The sequence below is a fragment of the Xylophilus ampelinus genome, from assembly GCF_003217575.1.
GTDB classification, from domain to species: Bacteria; Pseudomonadota; Gammaproteobacteria; order Burkholderiales; family Burkholderiaceae_C; genus Xylophilus; species Xylophilus ampelinus.
Genome location: NZ_QJTC01000013.1, coordinates 1 through 24,674, shown reverse-complemented (window position 1 = coordinate 24,674; position 24,674 = coordinate 1). Strand labels below are relative to the sequence as shown.

General features: G+C 72.1%; 18 protein-coding genes. 8 read left to right on the top strand and 10 right to left on the bottom strand.

What is annotated here, in order from left to right; all coding sequences use genetic code 11:
* Window positions 1-212: 212 nt before the first annotated feature.
* The 4 genes from priA to DFQ15_RS09810 form a co-directional block, all read right to left on the bottom strand.
* Window positions 213-2,309: a replication restart helicase PriA gene (gene priA / locus DFQ15_RS09825; RefSeq protein WP_110465879.1), complete on the bottom strand. Its 2,097-nt coding sequence runs from the start codon at window positions 2,307-2,309 to the stop codon at window positions 213-215.
* Window positions 2,310-3,400: 1,091 nt separating this feature from the next.
* Window positions 3,401-4,510, bottom strand: a complete 1,110-nt coding sequence (gene hemE, locus DFQ15_RS09820; RefSeq protein ID WP_110465815.1) for a uroporphyrinogen decarboxylase — start codon at window positions 4,508-4,510, stop codon at window positions 3,401-3,403.
* A gap of 153 nt (window positions 4,511-4,663) precedes the next feature.
* Window positions 4,664-5,680: an asparaginase gene (locus tag DFQ15_RS09815; RefSeq protein WP_158529045.1), complete on the bottom strand. Its 1,017-nt coding sequence runs from the start codon at window positions 5,678-5,680 to the stop codon at window positions 4,664-4,666.
* Window positions 5,681-5,747: 67 nt separating this feature from the next.
* Complete coding sequence (locus tag DFQ15_RS09810; protein ID WP_110465813.1) at window positions 5,748-6,914, bottom strand: alanine racemase; 1,167 nt, start codon at window positions 6,912-6,914, stop codon at window positions 5,748-5,750.
* 78 nt (window positions 6,915-6,992) lie between these two features.
* Between DFQ15_RS09810 and DFQ15_RS09805 the strand changes: the two genes are divergently transcribed.
* The 3 genes from DFQ15_RS09805 to DFQ15_RS09795 are packed head-to-tail and all read left to right on the top strand — an operon-like array spanning window position 6,993 to window position 9,625.
* Window positions 6,993-7,628: a helix-turn-helix transcriptional regulator gene (locus DFQ15_RS09805; RefSeq protein ID WP_110465812.1), complete on the top strand. Its 636-nt coding sequence runs from the start codon at window positions 6,993-6,995 to the stop codon at window positions 7,626-7,628.
* A gap of 7 nt (window positions 7,629-7,635) precedes the next feature.
* A complete protein-coding gene (locus tag DFQ15_RS09800; RefSeq protein ID WP_199399852.1) occupies window positions 7,636-8,607 on the top strand; it encodes an ornithine cyclodeaminase family protein in 972 nt (323 codons plus the stop codon).
* A 49-nt stretch (window positions 8,608-8,656) separates the two neighbouring features.
* Entirely contained in the window at window positions 8,657-9,625 is a 969-nt protein-coding gene (locus DFQ15_RS09795; RefSeq protein ID WP_110465810.1) for a threo-3-hydroxy-L-aspartate ammonia-lyase, read from the top strand.
* Between the two features lie 60 nt (window positions 9,626-9,685).
* On the opposite strand, the gene DFQ15_RS09790 is transcribed toward DFQ15_RS09795, so the two are convergent.
* The 5 genes from DFQ15_RS09790 to DFQ15_RS09770 form a co-directional block, all read right to left on the bottom strand.
* Window positions 9,686-12,166, bottom strand: a complete 2,481-nt coding sequence (locus tag DFQ15_RS09790) for a PAS domain-containing protein (RefSeq protein WP_110465809.1) — start codon at window positions 12,164-12,166, stop codon at window positions 9,686-9,688.
* A 167-nt stretch (window positions 12,167-12,333) separates the two neighbouring features.
* The gene (locus DFQ15_RS09785) at window positions 12,334-14,571 is read right to left on the bottom strand and encodes a protein-disulfide reductase DsbD family protein (RefSeq protein ID WP_110465808.1); all 2,238 of its coding nucleotides are present in this window, start codon (window positions 14,569-14,571) and stop codon (window positions 12,334-12,336) included.
* A gap of 250 nt (window positions 14,572-14,821) precedes the next feature.
* The gene (locus DFQ15_RS09780; protein WP_110465807.1) at window positions 14,822-15,805 is read right to left on the bottom strand and encodes a Bug family tripartite tricarboxylate transporter substrate binding protein; all 984 of its coding nucleotides are present in this window, start codon (window positions 15,803-15,805) and stop codon (window positions 14,822-14,824) included.
* A 67-nt stretch (window positions 15,806-15,872) separates the two neighbouring features.
* The gene (locus DFQ15_RS09775) at window positions 15,873-17,126 is read right to left on the bottom strand and encodes a nucleoside recognition domain-containing protein (RefSeq protein WP_110465806.1); all 1,254 of its coding nucleotides are present in this window, start codon (window positions 17,124-17,126) and stop codon (window positions 15,873-15,875) included.
* 10 nt (window positions 17,127-17,136) lie between these two features.
* Window positions 17,137-17,775 carry a LysE family transporter gene (locus DFQ15_RS09770; protein ID WP_110465805.1) on the bottom strand — a complete coding sequence of 213 codons (639 nt, stop codon included), beginning with the start codon at window positions 17,773-17,775 and terminating at the stop codon, window positions 17,137-17,139.
* A gap of 92 nt (window positions 17,776-17,867) precedes the next feature.
* On the opposite strand from DFQ15_RS09770, the gene DFQ15_RS09765 reads away from it, so the two are divergent.
* Entirely contained in the window at window positions 17,868-18,806 is a 939-nt protein-coding gene (locus DFQ15_RS09765; protein WP_110465804.1) for an alpha/beta fold hydrolase, read from the top strand.
* Between the two features lie 100 nt (window positions 18,807-18,906).
* On the opposite strand, the gene DFQ15_RS09760 is transcribed toward DFQ15_RS09765, so the two are convergent.
* Window positions 18,907-19,755 (bottom strand): YecA/YgfB family protein, encoded by an 849-nt coding sequence (locus DFQ15_RS09760; RefSeq protein ID WP_110465803.1) that lies wholly within the window; start codon window positions 19,753-19,755, stop codon window positions 18,907-18,909.
* Window positions 19,756-19,994: 239 nt separating this feature from the next.
* Here DFQ15_RS09760 and DFQ15_RS09755 point away from each other — a divergent pair, with 239 nt between their 5' ends.
* From DFQ15_RS09755 to DFQ15_RS09740, 4 genes are all read left to right on the top strand, one after another.
* Complete coding sequence (locus DFQ15_RS09755) at window positions 19,995-21,773, top strand: FMN-binding glutamate synthase family protein (RefSeq protein WP_110465802.1); 1,779 nt, start codon at window positions 19,995-19,997, stop codon at window positions 21,771-21,773.
* Window positions 21,766-22,590: a hypothetical protein gene (locus DFQ15_RS09750; RefSeq protein WP_146228713.1), complete on the top strand. Its 825-nt coding sequence runs from the start codon at window positions 21,766-21,768 to the stop codon at window positions 22,588-22,590. Before DFQ15_RS09755 ends, DFQ15_RS09750 begins: the two co-directional genes overlap by 8 nt.
* 84 nt (window positions 22,591-22,674) lie before the next feature.
* The gene (locus tag DFQ15_RS09745; protein WP_110465800.1) at window positions 22,675-23,643 is read left to right on the top strand and encodes a magnesium and cobalt transport protein CorA; all 969 of its coding nucleotides are present in this window, start codon (window positions 22,675-22,677) and stop codon (window positions 23,641-23,643) included.
* A gap of 22 nt (window positions 23,644-23,665) precedes the next feature.
* Window positions 23,666-24,523 (top strand): creatininase family protein, encoded by an 858-nt coding sequence (locus DFQ15_RS09740; RefSeq protein ID WP_110465799.1) that lies wholly within the window; start codon window positions 23,666-23,668, stop codon window positions 24,521-24,523.
* The last annotated feature ends 151 nt before the right edge of the window (window positions 24,524-24,674 follow it).

The following is a 24,674-nucleotide window of genomic DNA, read 5'->3' as shown; positions in this document are numbered from 1 at the left end:
CTTATAGCTATAGATTCTGTAGCGATTCGGTGGGGCATCGGTGGTGGGGCGGATATGCGGGTGGCCTGCCGAGAAAGCGTGGCGGCTGGGCGCCGGCCCTCACCCTGGCCCTCTCCACCGCAGGGAGAGGGGAGAGGGGAGAGGGGCCGATGCCAGTCCCGGTGTTTCTTGCCCGGAGTCTCGCGCCGACCGCGACCGCCGCTCGCTGATCGCTAGATCGCCAGCGGATCCACGTCCACCGCCCAGCGGATCAAACCCTTGTGCGCCGGGTCGGCGCGGGTGGTGTGCAGCAGGGGCTGCCAGGCTGCCAGGAAGCGTTGCAGGGCGCCGCGGGAGGAGCTTTCCAGGAGCATCTGGGCGCGCTCGACGTTGGCGACGCGCTGCATCGCCATCGGCACGGCGCCGAAGGCGACCACCTCGCCGGTGGCGTCCAGGCCGGCATCCGTGGCGGCCTGGCGGGCGGCGGTGAGGAATGCCTGGGCGACCTCCTGGGTGCGCGCCTCGGCCCGCATCAGGGCCTGGGCGGCGAAGGGCGGCATGCCGGCCGACCGGCGCTCCTCAATCTGCTGGGCGGCGAAGGCGGGGAAATCGTGCGCTTTCAGAGCGGCGAAGATCGGGTGCGCGGGGTGCACCGTCTGGATCCACATCTCGCTGCCGGCGCTGTGGGCGGCGTCGCGCCCGGCGCGGCCGCCGGCCTGCATCAGCAGCGCGAAGAGACGCTCCGGCGCGCGGAAATCGCTGGAGAACAGGGCCCCGTCGGGGTTCACGGCGGCCACCAGGGTGATGCGGCGGAAGTCGTGGCCCTTGGCGATCATCTGGGTGCCCACCAGCACGTCGACGTCGCCCGCATGCACCTGGGCCAGCTGCGATTCCAGCGCGCCCTTGGCGCGGGTGGTGTCGGCGTCGATCCGGGCGATGCGCACCCGGCCGCCGTCGGGCCGGCGGACGCCTTCGAGCAGCTCCGACAGGTGCTCCTCCAGCTTTTCGGTGCCGCGCCCGAGCGGCGCGATGTCGACGTTGCCGCAGGCCGGGCAGGCGCGCGGCACCCGCGAGGTGGTGCCGCAGTGGTGGCAGCGCAGGGTGCGGTCGATCTTGTGGAACACCTGGTGGGCGCTGCAGTGCGGGCAGTCGCTCTTCCAGCCGCAGGCGGGGCAGTGCAGCACCGGGGCGTAGCCGCGCCGGTTCAGGAAGACCATCACCTGCTCTTCCCGGGCGACGCGCTCGCCGATGGCCGACAGCAGCGGCGGCGAGATCACCGCGCGCCGGGGCTGGTGGTTCATGTCGACCAGCCGCACCCTGGGCAGCGCGCCGGCGCCGATGCGGGCCGGCATCTCCAGCCGGGCGTAGCGGCCGCCCGGGTCGTCCTGGGTGGCGGGGCGGCTGGCATGCCAGCTCTCGAGCGACGGCGTGGCCGAGCCCAACACCACCTTGGCGTCTTCCTCGCGGCCGCGCCACAGCGCCAGATCGCGCGCCGAATAGCGGGCGCCTTCCTGCTGCTTGTAGCTCGGGTCGTGCTCTTCGTCGACCACGATCAGCCGCAGCTGCGGCATCGAGGCGAACACCGCCATCCGGGTGCCCAGCACGATGCGGGCGCGGCCGGTGTGCGCAGCGATCCAGCTGCGCAGCCGCTGCGGCGGCGTCATGCCGCTGTGCATCGAGACCACCGCAGGGGCGCCGTCGGGGTCGGCGGAGGGGAAGCGGGCGTGGAAGCGCTCTTCCAGCTGCGGGGTGAGGTTGATCTCGGGCACCATCACCAGCGCCTGGGCGAGAGGGTCGGCCTGCAGCGCGTCCTGCACGCAGCGCAGGTAGACCTCGGTCTTGCCGCTACCGGTGGCGCCGAACAGCAGGAACGGGCCGGTTTCCGCATCGAGCCGGGCGATGGCCGTGGCCTGCTCCCGACTTGGTGCTATGGTTTTTGGAGCAAAAGCGATCTGCGCGGCCGTGCCGGGGCTGTGCCTCAACCGGCGCGCCAGCTGCACCGGGTCGAGCCCCCGCAGGGCCGGCGGCAGGGCGGCCAGGGCCACCTCGCCGGCGCCGCGCTGGTAGTAGCGGCTCGCGAACTCGACCAGCCGCCGCCAGCCGGGGCCGAGCGGCGGCAGCGCATCCAGCACCGCCGACAGGGGCCGCAGCGCGGTCTCGGCGGGCAGCTCCGTGCCCTCGGCCGCGTCCCACACGATCCCCAGCGTTTCCCGGCTGCCCAGCGGCACCCGCACCAATGTCCCGGGCGCCAACGGCCCGGCAGCACGGTAGCTCAACGGGCCGGCGATGGCGCTGTGCGCGGGAGTCTGCACCAGCACCGATACGACCATGCCGGTGCCGAGTTCAGGTGGGTTTTGCAGAGCGTATTCCAAAGACTTGATTCAGAAGCACTTTCGGCAACGAAAGGCCATTTCTGTGGATAACTTTGTTGACAGACGATCGGATGGTGGGGAGGGCCGCGGGCGGGTCGCAAGCGCGTCATCCATGGCGTCGCGTACAGGAGTTGAAAAAGTCCTTGTATATCAACGAATTGCCATGCATAACCGGAGGTGGAATCTGATGAACGAGGCAGAGGCCTATTGTGCCTTAGCCGCTCGGCCGGGCCTGTGTACAAGACCGGGGCCGCCGGCGTGCATGCCACGGCCGCGGCCGCACCGCGTTTCGCTTTTACGGCGTTCCCGCGTTGTGCGCCGGATATGTGGATAACTTTGTTGATAGGAGGTGTCGGACCGTGCTAAGCCCGCGTCCCGCATGGCTTTACAAGGTTTGCCCGCAAAACAGGCACGCCGACAATTCCATATGAATCAACCACTTGCATGATGGATCGCAGGGAGTGGGCGATCGAGACCTGCAAAACCCCGACCGAAAGCACTTTCACGGTTTGTGTGCATAAGCAAGCCTCCGCACCATAATTTTTTGCTTTACAGCCGCAGTTTCGGCTTCGCAATGCTTCGTTTTTTCAGCGAAGGTAGCAGCGGAGCCAGCAATGGCGCGGCTTACAGCCGTGCGGCAGTATCGCGCCCGCTTTTTCGAATGCCGACGGGACGGCGGTCTGCCCGACGAGCGGCATCCAGGGCCTCTCTAGCTGCCGAATTTGCTGTGCTTCCTCTTGAGAAAGCGCTAAGTCTTTGATCTGAAAAGGTTTTGCAGCACAGTTCCATTTTTATGTGGATAAATTTTTTGATAGCTTTGTGGCGATCGCCGCCGACCCGCATGAAAGGTGGGTTTCCCTAGGATGCCTGCCAAAAAAGCAGTGGGACAAATCTTTATGAATCAACCACTTGCGCGATGCACCGGCAATGTACCCGGCCGATGAACGCGCGGCCCTTGCTGCGCCGCCGCACAGCACTTTTTGTGCATAACAGCCGACGCAAAACGCGGGGTACGCACCACTTGGGGGCCCCGCGCAGCCCCGGCAAGCTCAGGCGCGCAGGCGCCGCGAGTGCCGATGCACCGCTTCCACGAGGGCCGTCACGTGCTCCGGCGGCGTATGCTGGCTGATGCCGTGGCCCAGGTTGAAGATGTGGGTGGGGCCGGTGGTGGTGGTGTCGGTGTGCGGGCGGCCGAAGCTCTCCAGCACCCGCGCCACCTGCGTATCGATCTGCGCCGGCGGGGCGAAGAGCACGTTGGGGTCGATGTTGCCCTGCAGGGCCTTGCCCGGCCCGCCCACGGCCCCGCCGACCGCCACCCGGGCGGCGCCCAGGTTCACCGTCCAGTCCAGGCCCAGCACCTCGCAGTCGAGTTGCGCGGCCATGTCCTGCAGCCACAGCCCGCCGCCCTTGGTGAAGACGATGCGGGGCACGTCCTGTCCGTCGGGGCCGGTGCGCTTGAGCTGGGACAGCACCCGGGCGGTGTAGGCCAGGCTGAACTCCTGGAAGGCCGCATGGGCCAGCACGCCGCCCCAGCTGTCGAAGACCATCACGGCCTGCGCGCCGGCGTCGATCTGGGCGTCGAGGTACCGCGCGACCGCGTCTGCGTTGATGGCCAGCATCCGGTGCATCAGGTCGGGCCGGCTGTAGAGCATAGTCTTGACCAGCCGGTAGTCGTCCGAGCCCGCGCCCTCGACCATGTAGCAGGCCAGTGTCCACGGACTGCCCGAAAACCCGATCAGCGGTACCCGGCCGCCCAGCGCCTGGCGGATCGAAGAGACCGCGTCGAACACGTACTGCAGCTTGTGCATGTCGGGCACTTCCAGCGCGGCCACCGCGGCCTCGTCGCGCACCGGATGGGCGAACCTCGGCCCCTCGCCCAGCTGGAACGACAGCCCCAGGCCCATCGCGTCGGGCACGGTCAGGATGTCCGAAAAGAGGATGGCCGCGTCGAGTGGATAGCGCTCCAGCGGCTGCAGCGTGACCTCGGTCGCGTAGTCGCGGTTGGTGGCCAGCCCCATGAAGCTGCCGGCCTGGGCACGCGTGGCGCGGTATTCGGGCAGATAGCGGCCTGCCTGGCGCATCAGCCAGACGGGGGTGTGGTCGGTGGCCTGGCGCCGACAGGCGCGCAGGAAGCTGTCGTTCTGGAGGGGGGCAAACATGCGCCGGATTGTGGCAGGCGGTGGTATCCGGCGCGATAGGACAGCGGCGCGTCCTGCACCTTGCCGCCGGGCCTCTCCCCGGCTTTCCCGAAGTGTGGGTGCCACGCGGGTGGGTCACAGTGCATAGCACGCTCTAGGCCGCACCGCGCAGGCTCAATACCGCCAGAACACCTGCTGCATCGCCCCCGCATCGCACCCCTGCGACAGCGCCAGCGCCGCCAGCAGCCGCGCCTTCACCCCGTTCTGGTCGTCGGCCGCGACCGAGCCGAGGGCGTCGTCGTCGACCGAGCCGTTGCGCGATACCGCGCCGCCGGCCATGCGGGTGGCGCGCACCACCGTCACGCCGCGGGCCTGCACCGCCTTGAGGGTCGCTTCCAGGTAGTCCGGCACGGTGCCGCCGCCGAAGCCCAGGTGGACGATGGCGCGTGCGCCCGCATCGACCAGCGCCTCGTACGGCGCGGGGCTGGTGTTGCCGTGGGCGTAGACGATGCCGACCTCGGGCAGGGTGTCGATCCGGGCGATGTCGAATTCGCTCGCCAGCGTGTGCGGCCGGGCTGGCATGCGGTAGAAGCGCACCCGGCCGTCCGCCACCGTGCCCAGCGGGCCGTATTCGGAGCGGAAGGCGTCGGTGCGGCTGGCGTGGGTCTTGGCCACGTCGCGGCCGCTGTGGATATGCTGGTCCATCACCAGCAGCACGCCCTTGCCGGCGGAGTCGGCATGCGCGGCGACGGTCACCGCGTCGAGCAGGTTCAGCGGGCCGTCGGCGCTCAGGGCGGTACCGGGGCGCATCGCGCCGGTCATCACGATGGGCTTGGCGGTGGGGATCGTCAGGTGCAGGAAGTAGGCGGTCTCTTCCATCGTGTCGGTGCCGTGGGTGATCACGATGCCGTCCACCTCGGGCGATGCGGCCACCGCCGCCACCCGGCGGGCCAGCGTCAGCAGCCGGGCGTTGTCGAAACTCTCGGAGCCGATCTGCAGCACCTGCTCGCCGTGTACCGCGGCCAGGTCGGCGATCTGCGGCACCGCGGCCAGCAGCGCATCGACGCCGGTGACGGCCGAGGTGTAGGCGCTGGTGCTGGTGGCCGACGCGGCCGCGCCGGCGATGGTGCCGCCGGTGGCGAGCAGCGCGATGCGGGGCTTGCGGGCGGGCGTCGGTGGCAGGGCGGTCATGGGTGTCGGCAGGAAAGGAGCGCAGGGCGGTGGCGCGCAGGACGCGCGAGGGCCCGACGGTACAGGATCACCAGCCGCTGAAACGCTCCCAGCGCGGCAGTTCGTCGCCCGCGCCGCCTGCGGCCGGCAGCAGGTGGTACGCCGGATGCTGCGCCCCGGTGGCGCAGGCATGGTTGGGCACGATGCGCAGTTGCGCGCCCAGCGGGAAGCGCTCTGCCAGCGCGCGGCCGTCGTCTTCGTCGCCGCCGGCCCACTGCAGCACGCCGTGCTCCTGGTTGGCCGCGTCGAACGCCAGGCCGGGCAGCGGGCGTCCGTCCGCATCGCACACCAGGCCGTAGCCGTAGTCGTGCGCCTGCTTCTGCGTTCCGCGGTCGCGGCTCATCGCCATCCAGCCGGCGTCGGTGATGACCCAGCCGTTCTCGGCCCGGTGGCCGATCACGGTGCACAGCACCGACAGCGCGATCTCGTCGGGCCGGCAGACGCCGGTGCCGGCCATCACCAGGTCGAAGAACACGTAGACGCCGGCCCGGACCTCGGTCACGCCCTCCAGGTGACGGGCGCTGAGCGCGGTGGGGGTGGAGCCGACGCTGACGACCGCGCAGACATGGCCGGCCGCGCGCAGGGCCTCGGCCGCGGTGACGCAGCCGGCGCGCTCCTGCTCGGCCATCGCCTCCAGCGCTTCGGGCGTGCGCAGGTCGTAGGAGCTGCCGGCATGGGTCAGCACGCCCGCCAGCCGCGCACCGTGGCCAGCGGCGTCGGTGCGCAGGGCGGCTGCCACCGCCAGCAGGCGCGGATCCTGCGGCGCGATGCCGGAGCGGTGGCCGTCGGTGTCCACCTCGATCAACACGTCGAAGCCGTGGCCTTCGGCCATGCCGAAGGCCGAGAGCTGCTCGGCCGCGGCGACCGATTCGACCAGCAGCGTCAGCCGAAGCCCGGCGCGCGCCAGCCGCAGCGCATGGGCGAATTTGGCCGGCGCGATCGCCACCGCGTACAGGATGTCGTCGATGCCGGCGGCGAAGAATCGCTCGGCCTCTTTCAACGTCGAGACGGTGATGCCGCGCGCGCCGGCGGCGATCTGGCGGCGCACCACCTCGGCGCACTTGCTGGTCTTGGCATGCGGACGGAACCGCACGCCCAGCGCGTCCATGCGCGACTGCATCCGGTCGATGTTGTGCTGCATCCGCGCTTCGTCGAGCAGGAGCAGGGGAGTTTCGAGGTCGGCGGGAGGGCGCATGGGCATCCTGGGCGTGGGGCGGTATGGACGGATTGTCGAATATTTGACAGTCTATCCAGAACTGGACAGACTATCCAGATGCCGAAAACCCGACGCAGCCCCGAGCAAAAGCTGCTGCTCGACCAGGTTCGCCGGATCGCGCAGGGCCTGGGCGAGACCTTCGCCCCCTTCTGCGAGGTGGTGGTGCACGACCTGCTCGACCCGAAGCGCTCGATCCTCGCGATCCACAACAGCCTGTCGGGTCGCGCCGTCGGCGCGCCGACGACCGAGCTGGGCCTGGCCCGCATCCAAGACCCGGACATGCCGCCGATCATCGCCAACTATGCCAACACCTTCGCCGACGGCCGCCGGGCCAAGAGCACCTCGGTCGGCATCAAGGACGCGGACGGCCGCTACATCGCCGCGTTGTGCATGAACGTCGACCTGACCCTGTTCCACGGCTTCCAGACGGCGATGGCGCGTTTCGTCGGCATCGATCCGCAGGCAGCGGTGCAGGAGTCGCTCGACCCGACCGGTGCCGACCGGATACGCGAGCGGATCGACCAGTTCGCCGCGCGGCTGGCCACCACGCCGCGCTCCTTGCGGGCCGACGACCGCCGCACCCTGCTGAGCGAGCTGCGCACCGCCGGCCTGCTGGACGTGCGCCGCGCCATGGCCACCATCGCCGCGCACCTGGGCGTGTCGCGCGCCTCCGTCTATGCCTATGCCAAGTGAACCCATGCTGCCGAACGATGCCCGCCTTCTGTTGATCGACGGCGCCGCGGTGGCGCCGCTGCTGCAGCCGGCCGACGTGCTGGAGGCGGTGCGCGAGGCCTTCGTGCTGCACAGCCGGCGAGAGGGCCGGGTGTTCCCGGTGGTGCGCGAGCCGCTGCCCACCGGCGGCATCTTCGGCATCAAGTCGGGCGACGTGCCGGCGCAGGGCCTGCTGGGCTTCAAGGCCGCGGGATTCTGGCCGGCCAACCGGGCGGCCGGCGGCGAGCCTCACCAGGCCACGATCCTGCTGATCGACCCGCTGACCGGCCGGCCGCTCTGCGTGATCGACGGCAACACGATCACCACCGCCCGCACCGGCGCGGCCGGCGGCATCGGCCTGCAGCGGCTGGCACGGCCCGACAGCGCCCGGGCCTGCGTCTTCGGCACCGGCGTGCAGGCGCGGGTGCAGCTCGACTACGCCCTGCGGTTGCTGCCGGTGTTGCGAACGGTCGCCTACGTCGCGCACGGAGGCCGCAGCGATCCTGGCTTCGAGGCCGCTTTCGCCGGCCGCTGCCGCATCGCGCCGGCGGCCGACGCCGATGCAGCCGTGTCCGCGGCCGATGTCGTCATCGCCGCCACGCCCGGCGGCGGCCCGCTGTTCGACGCGGCGGCGGTGCGGCCCGGCACCCATGTCAACTGCGTGGGCGCCGACACCTGCGGCAAGCGCGAACTGCCCGAAGGTCTGCTGCCGCGCGCCCGCCGGTTCGTGGACGACCACGCCCAGGCCACGCAGATCGGCGAGATGCAGTGGGCACCCGCACTGCCCTGCGACGAGATCGGCGACCTGCTCGACGGCCGCGTCGCCTTCGAACGCGCGCCCGGCGACATCACCGTGTTCGACATGACCGGTCTGGCGCTCCAGGACCTGACCGTCGCGCGCCGGGTCCACCAGCGGGCACTGGCGGCCGGGACCGGCACCGCCGTCGCCTGGCCTTGGTAGCCGTCGGTTCGCCCATGCGCCGTCGTTGTTGCTTCGGCATTTCCGTACCATGAACGCACCTGCACTGCCCACCTACGAAGACGTCGTCGCCGCCTCGTCACGCATCGCCGGTCATGCCCATCGCACCCCGGTCTTCACCTCGCGCACCTTGAACGAGATGCTCGGCACCGAGGTATTCCTCAAGTGCGAGAACCTGCAGCGCATGGGCGCCTTCAAGTTCCGCGGCGGCTTCAACGCGCTGTCGAAGTTCACGCCGGCACAGCGCGCGGCGGGCGTGGTGGCCTTCTCGTCGGGCAACCATGCGCAGGCGATCGCGCTGTCGGCCCGGCTGCTGGGGATGCCGGCCACCATCGTCATGCCGCAGGACGCGCCGGCGGTGAAGATCGAGGCCACCCGCGGCTACGGCGCCGAGGTGGTGCTCTACGACCGCTATACCGACGACCGCGAGCAGATCGGCCGCGACTTGGCCGCCAAGCACGGCTTCACCCTGATCCCGCCCTACGACCACCCCGACGTGATCGCCGGCCAGGGCACCGCTGCCAAGGAACTGTTCGAGGAGGTGGGCGAATTGGACGCCCTCTTCGTGCCGCTCGGCGGCGGCGGGCTGCTGTCGGGATCGTCCCTGTCGGCCAGGGCCCTGTCGCCCCGGTGCCGGCTCTACGGCGTCGAGCCCGAGGCGGGCAACGACGGCCAGCGCTCGTTCCGCTCGGGCGAGATCGTGCACATCGACACGCCCCACACCATCGCCGACGGCGCGCAGACCCAGCACCTGGGCAACATCACCTTCCCGATCATCCGGCGCGAGGTGGACGACGTGCTGACCGCCAGCGATGCGGAGCTGGTCGAATGCATGTCCTTCCTGGCCGCGCGGCTCAAGATGGTGGTCGAGCCCACCGGCTGCCTGGGCCTGGCCGCGGCCCGCAACATGCAGGACCGGTTGCGCGGCCAGCGGGTGGGGGTGGTGCTGAGCGGCGGCAACATCGACATCGCGCGCTTCTGCAGCCTGCTCGCGCAGTAGTCGCCCCGGCACGGTGCCGGCGCGGCGGCACCGCGCGCGTCGGCGACAGGCCGACCGGCTTCAGCCCTCGACCATCGCCCGCACCTTCGCGGTGAGCGCCGCCATGTCGAACGGCTTGGTGATCACGGCCATGCCGCGGTCCAGCTGGCCGTTGCCGACCACCGCGTTCTCGGCATAGCCGGTGATGAACAGGACCTTCAGCCCGGGCCGGCGGGTGCGGGCCGCGTCGGCCACCTGCCGGCCGTTGAGGCCTCCGGGCAGGCCGACGTCGGTCACCAGCAGGTCGATCCGGCCGGCGGCTTCGAGCCGCCGCAGGCCGGCGGGCCCGTCCTCGGCCACCAGCACCCGGTAGCCCAGCTCCTGCAGCATCTCGGTCAGCAGCATGCGCAGGGTCGGCTCGTCCTCGACCACCAGCACCGTCTCGCCTTCGCCGGGCTGCAGTGCCGGCGTCGCGACGGGGTCCTGCGCGTCCTCGAGCGGGCCGGCATGGCGCGGCAGCAGCATGCAGAGCGTGGTGCCGGCGCCGACGTCGCTGCGGATGCGCAGGTCGCCGCCCGACTGCCGGGCGAAGCCGTAGACCATCGACAGGCCCAGGCCGGTGCCCTGGCCGAGCGGCTTGGTGGTGAAGAACGGGTCGAAAGCGCGGGCCGCCACCTCGGGCGCCATGCCGCAGCCGGTGTCGGTCACGCAGAGCGAGAGATAGTCGCCCGGCGGCACGTTGCGGTCTTGCGCCGCCTGCGCGTCGAGCCGGACGTTGGTCGTCTCGATCGTCAGGCGGCCGCCCGCCGGCTGCATCGCGTCGCGGGCGTTGATGCAGAGGTTGAGCAGCGAATTCTCCAGCTGCGACGCGTCGATCCGGCTCGGCCAGAGCGCCGTGTCGCCCACCACCTCCAGCGCCACCGTCGGGCCCACGGTACGGCGGATCAGTTCCTCCATGCCGTCGACCAGCCGGCGCACGTCGACCGGCTTCGGGTCGAGCGTCTGCCGGCGGGAGAAGGCCAGCAGCCGGTGGGTCAGCGCCGCCGCCCGGCGGACCGACTCCTGGCCCAGCGTGATGTAGCGCAGCACGCCCTCGGTGCGGCCGGCGTCGAGCCGCGCCTGCAGCACCTGCAGGCTGGCGCCGATCGCGGCCAGCAGGTTGTTGAAGTCATGGGCGATGCCGCCGGTGAGCTGGCCGACCGCCTCCATCTTCTGGCTCTGGCGCAGCTGCTCCTCGGCACGGCGCAGCGACTCGGCCTGCGCCTTGACCTGCGACACGTCGCGCCCGGCGGCGACGATCAGGCCGTCGCCGGGGCTCGCGCTCCAGGAAATCCACCGGTAGCTGCCGTCCTTGTGCAGGTAGCGGTTGTCGATCACCGGAATGCCGGCGTCGGCGGCCAGCATCTGCGCGCCGGCCAGGGTGTGCTCCAGGTCGTCGGGGTGGACCAGGTCGAACAGCCGGCGTCCGACCAGCACGGGCTCGGTCCAGCCCAGCACCCGTTCCCAGGCGGGATTGGCTGCCAGGATTTCGCCGTCGAAGCGGGCGACCAGCATCAGGTCGTTCGACAGGTTCCAGAGGCGGTTGCGGTCGGCGGTGCGGGCCTGCACCTCTCGCTCCAGCGCGCCGTTGACGGCTCGCAGCTCGGCCACCGCCTGCGCGGTCGCGATCGCCGACCAGGTGCGGTCGGCCACGCCGCGCACGAAGGCGATGTCGTCGGCGGTCCAGGCGTGCGGCACGTCGTCGTGCAGCAGGAACAGGCCCGCCAGTGCGCCGTCGCGCATCAACGGCACGTTGAGCAGGGCCCGAATCCGCAGGTGCCAGAGCTGCTCGACCTGGCCGGCGGTGCGCGGGTCCTGCGCCACGTCGGGGATCGCCACCACCTCGCCGCGGCGCAGGTCCTCGATGAAGGAGCCGAAGTGCACGAACCGGTAGCGGCCCGCCACGGTGTGGGCGCCGGCGTCGCGGTTCCAGTCGCGGGTGACGTCGGCATGCTCCTGCGCCGCGTCGATGGTGCCGTAGCCGGCCCGCATCGCGCCCACGGTCCGGCCGCAGATCTCGGCGGCAGCCGCGACGATGTCGAGGACGTCGTCCAGCCCGCGCAGCCGGTCGCCCAGCGCCAGCAGCGCGCCCTGGCGGATCTCGGCCTGCTTGCGGGTGTGGATGTCGACCAGCACGCCGGGAAAGCGCAGCGCCCGGCCCTGCGCGTCGAGGGTGACGGCGCCGTTGGCCTCTATCCAGCGGTAGCTGCCGTCCGGCTGCCGCACCCGGTATTCGGCGCGGCAGGGCCCGCCGTTCGCGAGGGCCCGCTGGATCAGCCGCTGCACCTCGGGCTCGTCCTCCGGGTGGATGCACTGCACCACCTCGGCCAGCGGCACGCCGGCGTCGAGCCGGTCGGGGTCGAGCGAGAAGCACTGGGCGAAGCGGCGATCCCCGGTGACGCGGTCGCCCACCACGTCCCAGAACCAAGTGCCGGCCACCGCGCCCGCATCCAGGGCCAGCTGGAGACGCTCCTCGGCGCGCGCGATGGATTCCAGCGAGGGACGGACGAGCAGGGTGGACATGCGGCGGCAACAGGGCGAGGTGGTGGGGCAGTGGCGTGCGCATCCCCGGCGGCATGCCGGGGGCGCAGAGCATTGTCCCGTTTTCGGCGCCGCCGCGCAGGCTGTCGGCGACAGCGGTGTGTCGGGAGACCGCCTGGCAGGCGCATCGAAGACTTCTGCCGCACGCTCTACAGCGCGGCCACCGCCGCCTTCACCTCGTCGACGCCCAGCAGTTCGGTCAGGACCACCGGCGGGCGACCGGGGGCCTGCAGCAGGTAGACCGGCACGCCGCTGCGGCTCAGCGCCCGCAGCGCGGCGCTGACGGCCGGGTCCTGCCGGGTCCAGTCGGCGCGCAGCAGTGCGACGCGCTTGCCGTCGAAGGCGGCCAGCACGTCGTCGCGCGCCAGGGTGCCGCGCTCGTTGACCTGGCAGGTCACGCACCAGGCGGCGGTGAAATCGACGAACACCGGCCGGCCCTCGGCCTGCAGCGCGGCCACCCGGGCCGGACTCCAGGGCGCCCAGCGCTCGCCGGCCCGGGCGAGGGCGGTGGTGACAGGCGCGTAGCGCACCAGGTTGTAGCCCCAGCCCCCGACCACCCCCGCCAGCGCGGCGACCGACAGCAGCGCCACGCCCACCCGGGCGCGGCCCCGCAGCGTCAGCGACCAGACCACCGCCGCCAGCGTCACCAGCAACGCGAGCAGCGTGCCGGCGCCGTCGATGCCGCTCTGCTGGCCCAGCACCCAGGTGAGCCAGGCGACGGTGGCGAACATCGGGAAGGCCATCGCGCGGCGGAACACGTCCATCCACGCTCCGGGCCGCGGCAGCAGGCGGGCCACCGCGGGCAGCCAGCTGGCGGCCAGGTAGGGCAGGGCCATGCCCAGGCCCAGCACCGCGAACAGCGGCAGCGCCTGCGCCGCCGGCAGCCCCAGCGCCAGCCCGAGCGAGGCGCCCATGAAGGGCGCGGTGCAGGGCGAGGCGATCGCCACCGCCAGCACGCCCGACAGGAACGCGTCGGCCACCGGATGGCGCAGGGCGGTGCCGGCCAGGCCGCGCGGCGCCCACATGCCGAATTCGAAGACGCCCGCCAGGTTCAGGCCCAGCAGGGTGAAGAGCACCGCCATCGCCGCCACCACCGCCGGCGACTGCAGCTGGAAGCCCCAGCCCAGCTGCGCGCCGGCCGCCCGCAGCCCCAGCACCACCGCACCCAGCAGGACGAAGGACACCACCACGCCGGCGGTGTAGGCCAGCCCGGCGGCCCGGTGCGCCCGCCGGTCGGCGCCGTGCCGGGCGAAGCCGACCACCTTGACCGCCAGCACCGGGAACACGCAGGGCATCAGGTTGAGCAGCAGGCCGCCGAGCAGCGCCGCGGCCAGGGCCGCCAGCCAGGTGCCGAGCGGCGCGGGCTGCGGCGGCGGGGCGGGCGGGCCGGCGGTCGCGGCGCCGGCCGCGTCGGCCTGCAGCGCCGCCTCCAGCGCGGGCGACACCGCGGCGGGCACGGCGGTGGCGGGCCAGGCACCCTGCAGGTCGGCCTCGATGCGCCAGCCGGTGCGGGCGCCGTCGGCGCCGGTGGCGACCAGCACCAGGGGCAGGGTGGCGGGAGCGTCGCTGCGGTGCGGGTCCAGCGGCACCCGGGCGGTCCAGGCGGCGCCCTGCCAGGCCTGTTCGGGCGTGGCGGCGGTGACGACGATGTTGGGTGTTTCGGGCAGCAGCTCCAGCGGCCGGCCGCGTAGGGCGGCGGATAGCGCCGTGGCGGCGATCGTCAGCCGGTCGCCGTCGACCGTGGCCTGCGCCCGGCCCGGCAGGTCCGTGGGCCGTGCGGCGCGCGCCGCCTCGAACTCGGCGCCGAAGCCGGCGGTGCTGCCGTGCACCGGCAGCGCCAGCGCCAGGTCGGCCTGCTCGGGGATGCACTCCTTGCGGCAGACCAGCCATTCGGCGTGCAGCCGCAGGGTGACGGTGGCTGCACCGGCAGGCGGCTGGAAATCGGCCGCCACGGCGAAGGGCACCGGCAGCAGCACCGTGCCTTCGTAGCCGTAGTTGGCCAGGGTGCCGATCGGGATCTTCCTAGGCACCGGCCAGTCGATGGCGCCGGCCGACAGGCCCGGGGGCAGGGTCCAGGCCAGCGTGGTCGGCAGGCCGGAGTCGCCCGCGTTCTTCCAGTAGGTGTGCCACCCGGGCTGGTGGGCGATGCGCAGGCCGGCCCAGACGGTGGCGCCGGGCTCCACGCCCTGGGGCGCATGGGCCACCAGCTCGGCCTCCACATGCGGCGTGGCGATCCGGGCGGGCGCCGTCTTCTCGGCAGGGGATTGGAAGGAAAACTGGGCGCTGGCCGGCACCACGCACTGGCTGCCAGCTATAAAAAAAGTAGCAATAGCCGGCCAGCGGCTGCGCCATGCGGACAGGGGAGGGCAAAGGGGGGCGGCGTGCATGGCGAGGGTGGGAGCGGGCGCGGCGCGGGGAGTTCCTGCGCTTGCCCGCGGTCTGATGTCCCGCACCGAGTGGCTGCGGGATCGCGTTGGCAGCTTACTTCACTGACCGATGCATTCTTGCGGCAAGCGCAGCGAAGCCCCCGTCAGGGCACCCGTGGATCCGGCGCCTCCGGTCCACCGGCTGCGCTCCCCTTCCCGCGTAGCGAGAGAAGGGGGGAGGCGGCGCAGCTGCCCGGGGGGATGCCGTCCGCTAATCCGGCTTGATCCGGGCCCGCGCGATCACGGTTTTCCAGCGCGCCTGCTCGGCCGCGATGAACTGGGCGAACTGCGCGGGCGTGCTGCCGATCGCCTCGGCGGCGTCGCCGCCCAGGCGCTTGAGCGATTCGGGCGCCTTCACCGCCCCGGCGGTCTCGGCGGCCAGTTTGTCGAGGTGTGCCGGAGCCAGGTTGGCCGGCGCCAGCATGCCGTACCACTGGGTCATCTCGAAGCCGGGAAAGCCCTGCTCGGCCACGGTGGGCACGTCGGGCAGCTGCGGCAGCCGCCGGGCCGAGCCGGTGGCGATGCAGCGCACCTTGCCCGACTTGATGAACGGGATGATCGCCGCCGCGCCGATGGCCGAGGCCTCGAGCCGACCCGACATCAGGTCGGTCAGCATCGGGCCGGTGCCGCGGTAGGGCACGTGCAGCACGAACACGTCGGCCGTCATCTTCAGGTACTCGAACGCCAGGTGCCCGGCGCTGCCGTTGCCGGCCGAGCCGTAGCTGAGCTTGCCCGGGCGGGCCTTGGCGTAGGCGATGAATTCCTCGAGGTTCCTGGCCGGCACGTCCGGGTGCACCACGTACAGGCTCGGCACCTTGGCCAGCAGACTGACCGGCTTGAAGTCCTTGTTCGGGTCCCAGGGCAGCTTGTCGAAGATGTAGGGGTTGACCGCCAGCGTGCCGATGTGGCCCAGGATCAGCGTGTGCTGGTCGTCGGCCCGGGCCACCTCGGCCATCGCGATGTTGCCGGCCGCGCCGGGCTTGTTGTCGACGAAGACGCTCTGGCCGAGCGTCTTGGACAGCTCCGCCGCGGTGGAGCGCGCGACGATCTCCGAGCTGCCGCCCGGCGCGAACGGGACCACGAAGCGGATCGCCTTGGCGGGCCAGGCGGCGGCCTGGGCGGCGGCGAGGGTGGGCAGCAGGCTGCCGGCGGCGAGCGCGCCGGTGGCGGCGAGGAGATGGCGGCGGGTGGGCATGGACGTCTCCGGATTTTTCGAGGCGAGGGCAATGGTAGTGGCGGATGGCGTGCGGCAAGACGCCGGTTTACCCGCCCCCGAAAAACCAGTACGCCGCCGCCACGGCCGCCACCACCCCCACCCCGTCGGCCACCAGCGCGCAGCCCAGCGCGTAGCGCATGGTGCGCAGCCCCACGCTGCCGCCGTACACCGCCAGCACGTAGAACGTCGTCTCGGTCGAGCCCTGGATCACCGCCGCCAGCCGGCCGGGGAAGGAGGCCACGCCGTAGGTCTGCATCACGTCCACCATCAGGCCGCGCGCCCCGGCGCCCGAGAGGACCTTCATCAGCCCGACCGGCAGGGCCGGCAGGAAGGCGGTGTTCCAGCCCAGCGCCGCCACGCCGCGGCCCACGCCGGCCAGCAGCCAGTCCATGCAGCCAGCCGCCCGGAACAGCGCGATGGCGCAGAGCATGCCGACCAGGTAGGGCACGATCTGCACCGCCACGCCGAAGCCCTCCTTGGCGCCGTCGACGAAGGTCTCGTACACCGGCAGCCGGTGCCAGGCCCCGGCCACCAGGAACGCGACCACCAGCGCCAGGATGCAGAACGCGCCGGCCATGCCGGTGATGCGCGCCGCCTGCTCGGCCGGCAGCCGCGCCAGCCCGGCCAGCAGGGCCGCCAGCAGCGCCAGCACACCGGCCAGCCGCAGCAGGAAGCGCGGCCGCCACAGCGGCAGCCGCTGGCACACCGCCACCGCCAGCAGGCCGGCCAGGCACGAGGCGAAGGTGGCCAGCAGGGTCGGCAGAAAGATGTCGGCCGCGTTGAAGTCTGGCACGCCCTGGCGCAGGGCCAGGCTCTGGCGGATCGCGATGACCGAGGTGGGGATCAGCGTCAGGCCCGCGGTGTTGAGCACCACGAACATGATCTGCGCATCGCTGGCGGTGCCGGGCCGCGGGTTGAGCGTCTCCAGCTCCCGCATCGCCTTCAGGCCCAGGGGCGTGGCGGCGTTGTCCAGGCCCAGCAGGTTGGCCGAGAGGTTCATCGTCATCGCGCCCTGGGCCGGGTGGCCGGCCGGCACGCCGGGGAACAGCTGGCGCAGCAGCGGCGCGGCGGCGCGAGCCAGCAGGTCGACCATGCCGGCCTTCTCGCCGATCCGCAGCAGGCCCAGCCACAGGGCCATCATCCCGGTCAGGCCCAGCGCGATGTCGAAGCCGCTGCGCGCCGCATCGAACAGCGCCGCCAGCAGCCGGGCGAAGATCTCCACGTCGCCCTGCAGCAGCCGCACGCAGGCCGTGGCGAAGGCCACGACGAAGAAGCCCAGCCAGACGAGGTTCAGCGCCATGCGGTCCGGCTTATCGGCGCACGGCCGCCAATGCGGCGCCGGCCGCGATGAACAGGGTGCCGAAGGTCCGCTGCACCCAGCGCACCTGCCGCTCGGTGCGCAGGCGGCGCAGCACCCGCAGCGCCAGCGCGGCGTAGCCGGCCATGACGCAGCCCTCGGTCAGGCCCAGGGTGGCGCCGGCGACCAGGTACTGCATCGGCAGCGGCGCTGCCAGGTTCAGGAACTGAGGCAGCACCGCCAGGAGGAACACGGTGCCCTTGGGATTGAGCGCGTTGACCGCGTAGCCGCGCCAGAACAGGCGCCGGGCCAGCGCCGCGGGCGCCAGGCCCGGCGCCTCGCCGGCCGCTGCGACCAGGGCATGGGCCGGGGCGCGCCACTGCTGAACGCCCAGCCAGCAGAGGTAGGCCACGCCCGCCCACTGCACCACGTGGAAGGCGGTGGCCGACGCGGCGATCACCGCGCCCAGGCCGATGCCCACCACCGCCACCTGGGTCCACAGGCCCAGCACCAGCCCGGCGATCAGCGGCAGGCTGCCGCGCGCGCCGCCGTGCTGCAGGCCGCTGCCCATCGCCGCCACCGCGGCGGCCCCGGGCGACAGGCTGATCGCCCAGGCGGCGGCGAAGAAGGTGATCCAGACGGCGAGGGACATCGAAGCGACTCCACAGTAGCGCGCCGCGGGGAAGGAGCGGCGCGCGGGCAAAGCCGGCATTGTCGGACAGCGGCGGTCGGCAGAATCGGGGCATGCCCGCTGCACATCCCACCGACCTGCCTGCCACGCTCTTGCCCTCGTCATTTTCCTCGCCCACCACCGATGCCGAGGCCCGCGCCATGATCGCCGCCCTCGACGCGTCGCTCGACCACCACCGGGCGACGGTCGAGGGCCGCGACGTCGTCTTCCGCCGCACCGGCACTGGACCGCCGCTGCTGCTGGTGCACGGCGGCCACGGCTGCTGGCTGCACTGGGCGAAGAACATCGCGGCGCTGGCCCGGCGCCGCAGCGTGTGGCTGGTGGACATGCCGGGCTACGGCGACTCCGGCACGCTGGCCGATCCGCCGACGCTGGAGCACCTGGCCGGCGCACTCGCCGACGCGGTGGCGCAGGTGCTGGGCGCCGATACGCCGCTCGACGTCGCGGGCTTCTCGTTCGGCGGGCTGGTGGCCGCGCACATGTCGGCGCTGCGGCTGCAGCACACGGCGGGCAGCGTGCGCCGGGTGGCGCTGCTCGGCACCAGCGGCCACGGCAGCATGCGGCGCGAGCGGCTGCGGATGCTCGACTGGAAGGACGTCGCCGACGATCCGGCCGAGCGCGACCGGCGCCTGGCCCACAACCTGATGGCGCTGATGCTGCACGACCCGGCGGCCCTCGACCCGCTGGCGCTGGCCCTGCACCGCCAGGCCTGCCTGCAGACCCGCTTCGTCAGCAAGGCCTACGCGAGCTGCGCGGTGATCGGCCCCGCGCTGGACGCCCTGGCGGCGGACGGTGTGCCGGTGCTGCTGGCCTGGGGCTTTCACGACGTCACCGCCACCCCGGCCGAGACCGCCCCCGCGGTGGCCGCCGGCCGCAACGGCTGCACCTGGCGGCTGCTGCCCGATGCGGGCCACTGGATGCAGTACGAGCGGCCCGGGGCGACCGATGCGCTGCTGCTGGAGTGGCTGCAGGCCGGCGAAGCGAAACTCTGAATAAAAAGTGCCTCTAGGCGGCGCAGCACGTCGACCAGTGGCTATCAATTAAATAGCAACTGCAAGCTGCTCGAAAGGATCTGGAAAAATCTCCCCCCTTCTAGGCGCCGTGGCACTTTTTGTATTTCTTGCCGCTGCCGCAGAAGCATGGATCGTTGCGGCCCGGCACCTCGGCGCGGCGCACCGTCTCGACCCGGGGGCCGATGCTCTTCCACAGGCGGCGCAGGTCGTAGACGGCCCAGATCGCGGCGCCGTAGGCGTCCAGCCGCGATTCGCTCATGCTGGGCGGGCCGTCCTCGCTGAACAAGCCGATGGTCGGCTTGCCGGTGTCGGGCTCGGTCAGGGCGACGATGGTCTGCAGCGATTCGTCGAGCCACCGGGCGGCTTCCTTGTCGCGCGGGGCGGTCCAGTCCTCGGGCCAGTTCTCGACCGCGTAGATGAATCCCAGGGCCCAGACCTGCGCGATCGAGGGAATGTCCTCCTCGGCGATCTCGGGGCGCTCCTCGGGCGGCAGGGCGGCGATCGAGCCGCGCACGTCCAGCACTTCGGGCTGGAAGCTGTCGGGCGCGTCGAGCGACTGCACCTCGGTGTCCAGCGTGGCGACCATGTCGTCCCAGCGGCGCTGCCACAGCTCCAGGAAGCGGCGCTGCTGGATCACGCCCGAGAACGCGCCCAGGCCGTCGCCGTCCATCGGCGCGTCGTCGGCACCGGGCGCGGCACCGTCGCCCAGCAGCACGGCCAGGTACTCCTCCCGCGGGATCGCCCGGCGGCAGCAGACCAGGGCGGCCATGTAGCCCTCGCAGAACTCCCACTGCGGCACCTCGTCGTCGCGGGTGCGCAGTTCGTCGAGGATGTCGTCGAGCGCGTCGAAGTCTGCCGGCGCCAGCGCGGTGGCGGAGGCGGCGTTCGGCGCGGGATCGGTGTCGGGGGTGTCGGGGGTGTCGGACATGGTGGGCGGCGGAGGTGGCGGGCGGCGGAGGTGGTGGCGGTCGGGAGTGCCCGGCCCGGCCGGCGCAGGGGCCGGCGGCGGGTGCCGCGCAGGGCGGCCGAGCTTCTATGATCGATGCGCGCGCGGCGCGCCTGCGGACAGGAGGCGGCAGGCAGCGCGCTGCAGAGGGCCCCGCAGTTTAGCCGCGCGGGCCGCGCCCACCCCGAACAACACCGTTGCTCACCTGGAGTAGCTCCCCGATGCCGACACCCGACGCGCCCGCGCATCCGCGCACCTCGACCCACGGCGCACGCCGAGGCGCCGGCCGCTATCCGCTGCGCTACGCCACCCTCGGCCTGTGCCTGCTGGTGTGCGTGCTCTGCGTGGCCTGGCTGCCCTGGGCGGCGCATCCGGTGGCGGTGGGGCTGGCCGCGCTGGCGGCGTGCGCCCTGTCGCTGGTGGGCCTGCACGACCTGCGCCAGACGCCGCACGCGATCCTGCGCAGCTACCCGGTGATCGGCCATGTGCGCTTCCTGCTGGAGTACATCCGCCCGGAGATGCGCCAGTACTTCATCGAGGGCGACACCGAGACGCTGCCCTTCTCCCGCGCCCAGCGCTCCCTGGTCTACCAGCGCGCCAAGGGCGATCCCGACAACCGGCCCTTCGGCACCCAGATGGACGTGGGCGTGCAGGGCTACGAATGGATCAACCATTCGATGGCGCCGACCCGCCTGGCCTCGCACGATTTCCGGGTGTGGATCGGCGGCCGGCCGGGCGCGCCCTCGGCCTCGGTAGAGCCCTGCACCCAGCCCTACCGGGCGAGCGTGTTCAACATCTCGGCGATGAGCTTCGGCTCGCTCTCGGCCAACGCCATCCTGGCGCTGAACCAGGGCGCTAGGCTGGGCGGCTTCTGCCACGACACCGGCGAGGGTTCCATCTCCCAACACCACCGGGTGCACGGCGGCGACCTGGTCTGGCAGGTGGCCTCGGGCTACTTCGGCTGCCGCAACGAGGACGGCGACTTCAGCGAAGAAAAGTTCGCCGCCCAAGCCTCCGACCCGCAGATCAAGATGATCGAGGTGAAGCTGAGCCAGGGCGCCAAGCCCGGCCACGGCGGCATCCTGCCCGGCACCAAGGTCACGGTCGAGATCGCCGATGCGCGCGGCGTGCCGGTGGGGGTGGACTGCATCTCGCCGCCCTCGCACAGCGCCTTCTCCACCCCGGTCGAGATGATGCAGTTCATCGCCAGGCTGCGGCGCCTGTCGGGCGGCAAGCCGGTGGGTTTCAAGTTCTGCGTGGGCCATGTGTGGGAATGGTTCGCGCTGGTCAAGGCGATGCTGGCCACCGGCATCACCCCCGATTTCATCGTGGTCGACGGGGCCGAGGGCGGCACCGGCGCCGCGCCGGTCGAGTTCACCGACCATGTCGGCGCGCCGGTGCAGGAGGGCCTGCTGCTGGTGCACAACACCCTGATCGGCGTGAACCTGCGCGACCGGATCAGCGTGGGCTGCGCCGGCAAGGTGATCACCGCCTTCGACCTGGCCCGCTTCATGGCGCTGGGCGCCGACTGGTGCAACGCCGGCCGCGGCTTCATGATGGCGCTGGGCTGCATCCAGGCCCAGACCTGCCACACCGGCAACTGCCCCACCGGCGTCGCCACGCAGGATGCCCTGCGCCAGACCGCGCTGGTGGTGCCCGACAAGGCCACCCGCGTCGCCAGCTTCCACCGCAACACCCTGCATGCGCTGCAGGAACTGGTGCAGGCCGCCGGCCTGCAGCATCCGCAGGAGATCACCGCCCACCACATCGTGCGGCGCCTGACCGACACCGAGGTGCGGCTGCTGGCCAACCTGATCATGCGGGTGGAGCCCGGCGCGCTGCTGGGCGACCTGTCGGAGCAGCACCAGGTCTTCAGGCGCTACTGGGCGCTGGCCAGCGCCCACAGCTTCCGCGCGGCCGAGCCGCCGCCGCTAGTGCCCTCGGCGCCGGGCGCCGCGGCCCAGACGGTGTACCGGGCGCCGGTGGACGAGCATGTCTGAGTCAGTGGCGAGCCCTGGCCGCGCCGCGCACTACCGGCAGTTCCTGCAGGCCACCGCGCCCGGCCAGCCGCGGCCGCTGGCGCACTACGACCTGGACGGCGAACAGGTCTGGCTGAAGAAGGCCGGCGCCCGCAACGCCCGCTGGCCCTACTGGGTGCTGGGCGCCATGGCCCGCGCCGCGCGGCTGCCGCTGCTGCGGTCGGTGCCCAACCTGGGCGGCGCGCCGGCCATCCACACCGAGGCCCGCCGCCTGCGCGCGCTGGCCGCGCTCGGCCTGCGGGTGCCGCCGGTGCTGGCCGAGGGCCCCGAAGGCCTGCTGATGGGCCACCTGGCCGCGCCCGGGCAGGACACGCCGTCGCTGGCGGTGGAGATGCACGCGGCCACGGCCCGGCCGCCGGAGACGATGCTGCGCCTGTTCGCGCTCGGCCTGGACGCCCTGGCCATCGCCCACGACGCCGGCGCCTGCCTGAGCCAGGCCTTCGCCCGCAACTTGGTGCGCTGCCCCGACGGCACGGTGGCGTATGTCGATTTCGAGGACGACCCGGCCGCCGTGCTGCCGCTGGCCCACTGCCAGGCGCGCGACGTGCTGTGCTACCTGCACTCGGCCGCGCTGCACCTGCACGAAGCCGCCGCCTTCGACGCCGCCCGGCCCCTCTTCGCCCGCTGGCTGGCGCTGCGCCCGCCGCCCGTGCGGGCGCTGGTGGCGACGGCGGTGCGGCGGCTGCGCCTGCTGCGCCGCCTGCCCGCCGACCGCCGCTGCGGCCGCGACCTGCTGCGGGCGCGCATGGCCTGGGCGCTGGCGGCGCAGGTGCTCTGACCGCCGTCGGTACCGGTTTGCCGCAGCGTCGGTGCGCCGTGGCAAGATCGCCGCCCCTTCTCCCCACGAGCCGGAATCCGCCCGATGCTGATCAACTGCGTTGCCTACCAGGCCGGGGCCAAGCTGGCCGACATCTCCGTGGACCACATCAGCGAGTACGTCTCGCTGCCCGGCTGCTTCGTCTGGGTGGCGCTGGCCGACGCCACGCCCGAGGAGTTGGACGAGATGCAGCAGGAGTTCGGCCTGCACGAGCTGGCGGTCGAGGACGCCCGCCACGGCCACCAGCGGCCCAAGATCGAGGAGTACGGCGATTCGCTCTTCGCCGTCTTCCACCTGGTCGAGCCCGACCCGGAGCACGGCGAGGTCAACGTCGGCGAGGTCGACGTCTTCGTCGGCAGGAACTACGTGCTCTCGGTGCGCAACCGCAGCAAGCTGGGCTTCCTGGGCGTGCGCGAGCGCTGCGAGCGCCAGCCCGAGCTGCTGAAGACCGGATCGGGTTTCGTGCTGTATGCGCTGATGGACGCGGTGGTCGACCGCTACTTCCCGGTGATCGACGCGCTGGAGGTGGAGCTGGAGACGATCGAGCAGCAGATCTTCACCAAGGGTGCGCCCTACAACAACATCCGCCGGCTGTACGAATTGAAGCGCCGCGCGCTGGTGTTGAAGCGCGCGGTGGCGCCCCTGCTGGAGGCCGTCGGCAAGCTGCACGGCGGCCGGGTGCCGCAGATCTGCATGGGCGCGCAGGACTATTTCCGCGACGTGATCGACCACCTGAGCCGCATCAACGGATCGATCGACGCGATGCGCGACACCATCGGCACGGCGATCCAGGTGAACCTGTCGATGGTCACCGAGGAGAGCGAGGTGACCAAGCGGCTGGCGGCCTGGGCCAGCATCTTCGCGGTCTGCACCGCCTTCGCCGGAGTCTGGGGCATGAACTTCGAGCACATGCCGGAGCTGAAATTCCAGTACGGCTACCCGGTGGCGCTGGGGCTGATCTTCGTGGTGTGCGGGTACCTGTACTTCCGCTTCCGGCGGGCCGGGTGGCTGTGAGGTCTCTCGCTAAGATGCCGCCATGACCGTCGCCGCCCCGCTTCCCGCCTCCCGCCACTGGTCCCACTGGCGCACCACCGACTTCGCACGCCTGCGGGCCAGCGGCGCCGCGGCGCAGGCGGTCGCCGTCCTGCCGGTGGCGGCCACCGAGCAGCACGGTCCGCACCTGCCGCTGTGCGTCGACAGCGCGCTGGTCGAGGGCGTCATCGCCGCGTCGCTGCCGCACCTGCCGCCCACGCTGCACGCCCTGTTCCTGCCGACCCAGGCGGTCGGCTTCAGCCCCGAGCACCTGGCATTCCCCGGCACGCTGAGCTTCAGCGCCGAGACCCTGATCCGCATCTGGACCGAGATCGGCGAGGCGGTGGCCCGCACCGGCATCCGCCGGCTGCTGCTGCTCAACGGCCACGGGGGGCAGGTGGGGGCGATGGACCTGGTGGCGCGCGATTTGCGGGCGCGATGCGGGCTGATCGTCTACTCCAGCAGCTGGTTCTCACTGCCGCTGCCGGATGCGGTGCAGGGGCTGTTCTCGCCGCACGAGCACCGCTTCGGCATCCATGCCGGCGACATCGAGACCTCGATGATGCTGCACCTGCACCCGGAGCGGGTCGCCATGGAGCAGGCCCGCGATTTCCGCTCCAGCTCCGAAGACCGCGCCGCGCGGCACCGGATCCTAGGCGACGGCCGCAGCGCGAAGCTGGGCTGGCAGATGCAGGACTACAACCGCCAGGGGGCGGCGGGCAACGCGGCGGCGGCGACGGCCGAAAAGGGCGCGGCGACGGTCGCGGCGGCGGGCTGGCAGCTAGCGCTGCTGCTGCAGGAGATCGCGTCGCTGCCGCTGTCTACGCTGGTCGCGTCGCCCGACCTCGGCGACGAAGGCTGACACCAGCCTGCCAGGCGCCCGGACGGCTGAACGACGGCACCCGCATGCCGCGGCGCAGGCCCGCCACCGCATAGGGACCGAATGGCCCCCCCCCCCCCCCCCCCCCCCCCCCCCCCCCCCCCCCCCCCCCCACCCCCCCCCAACACCCCCC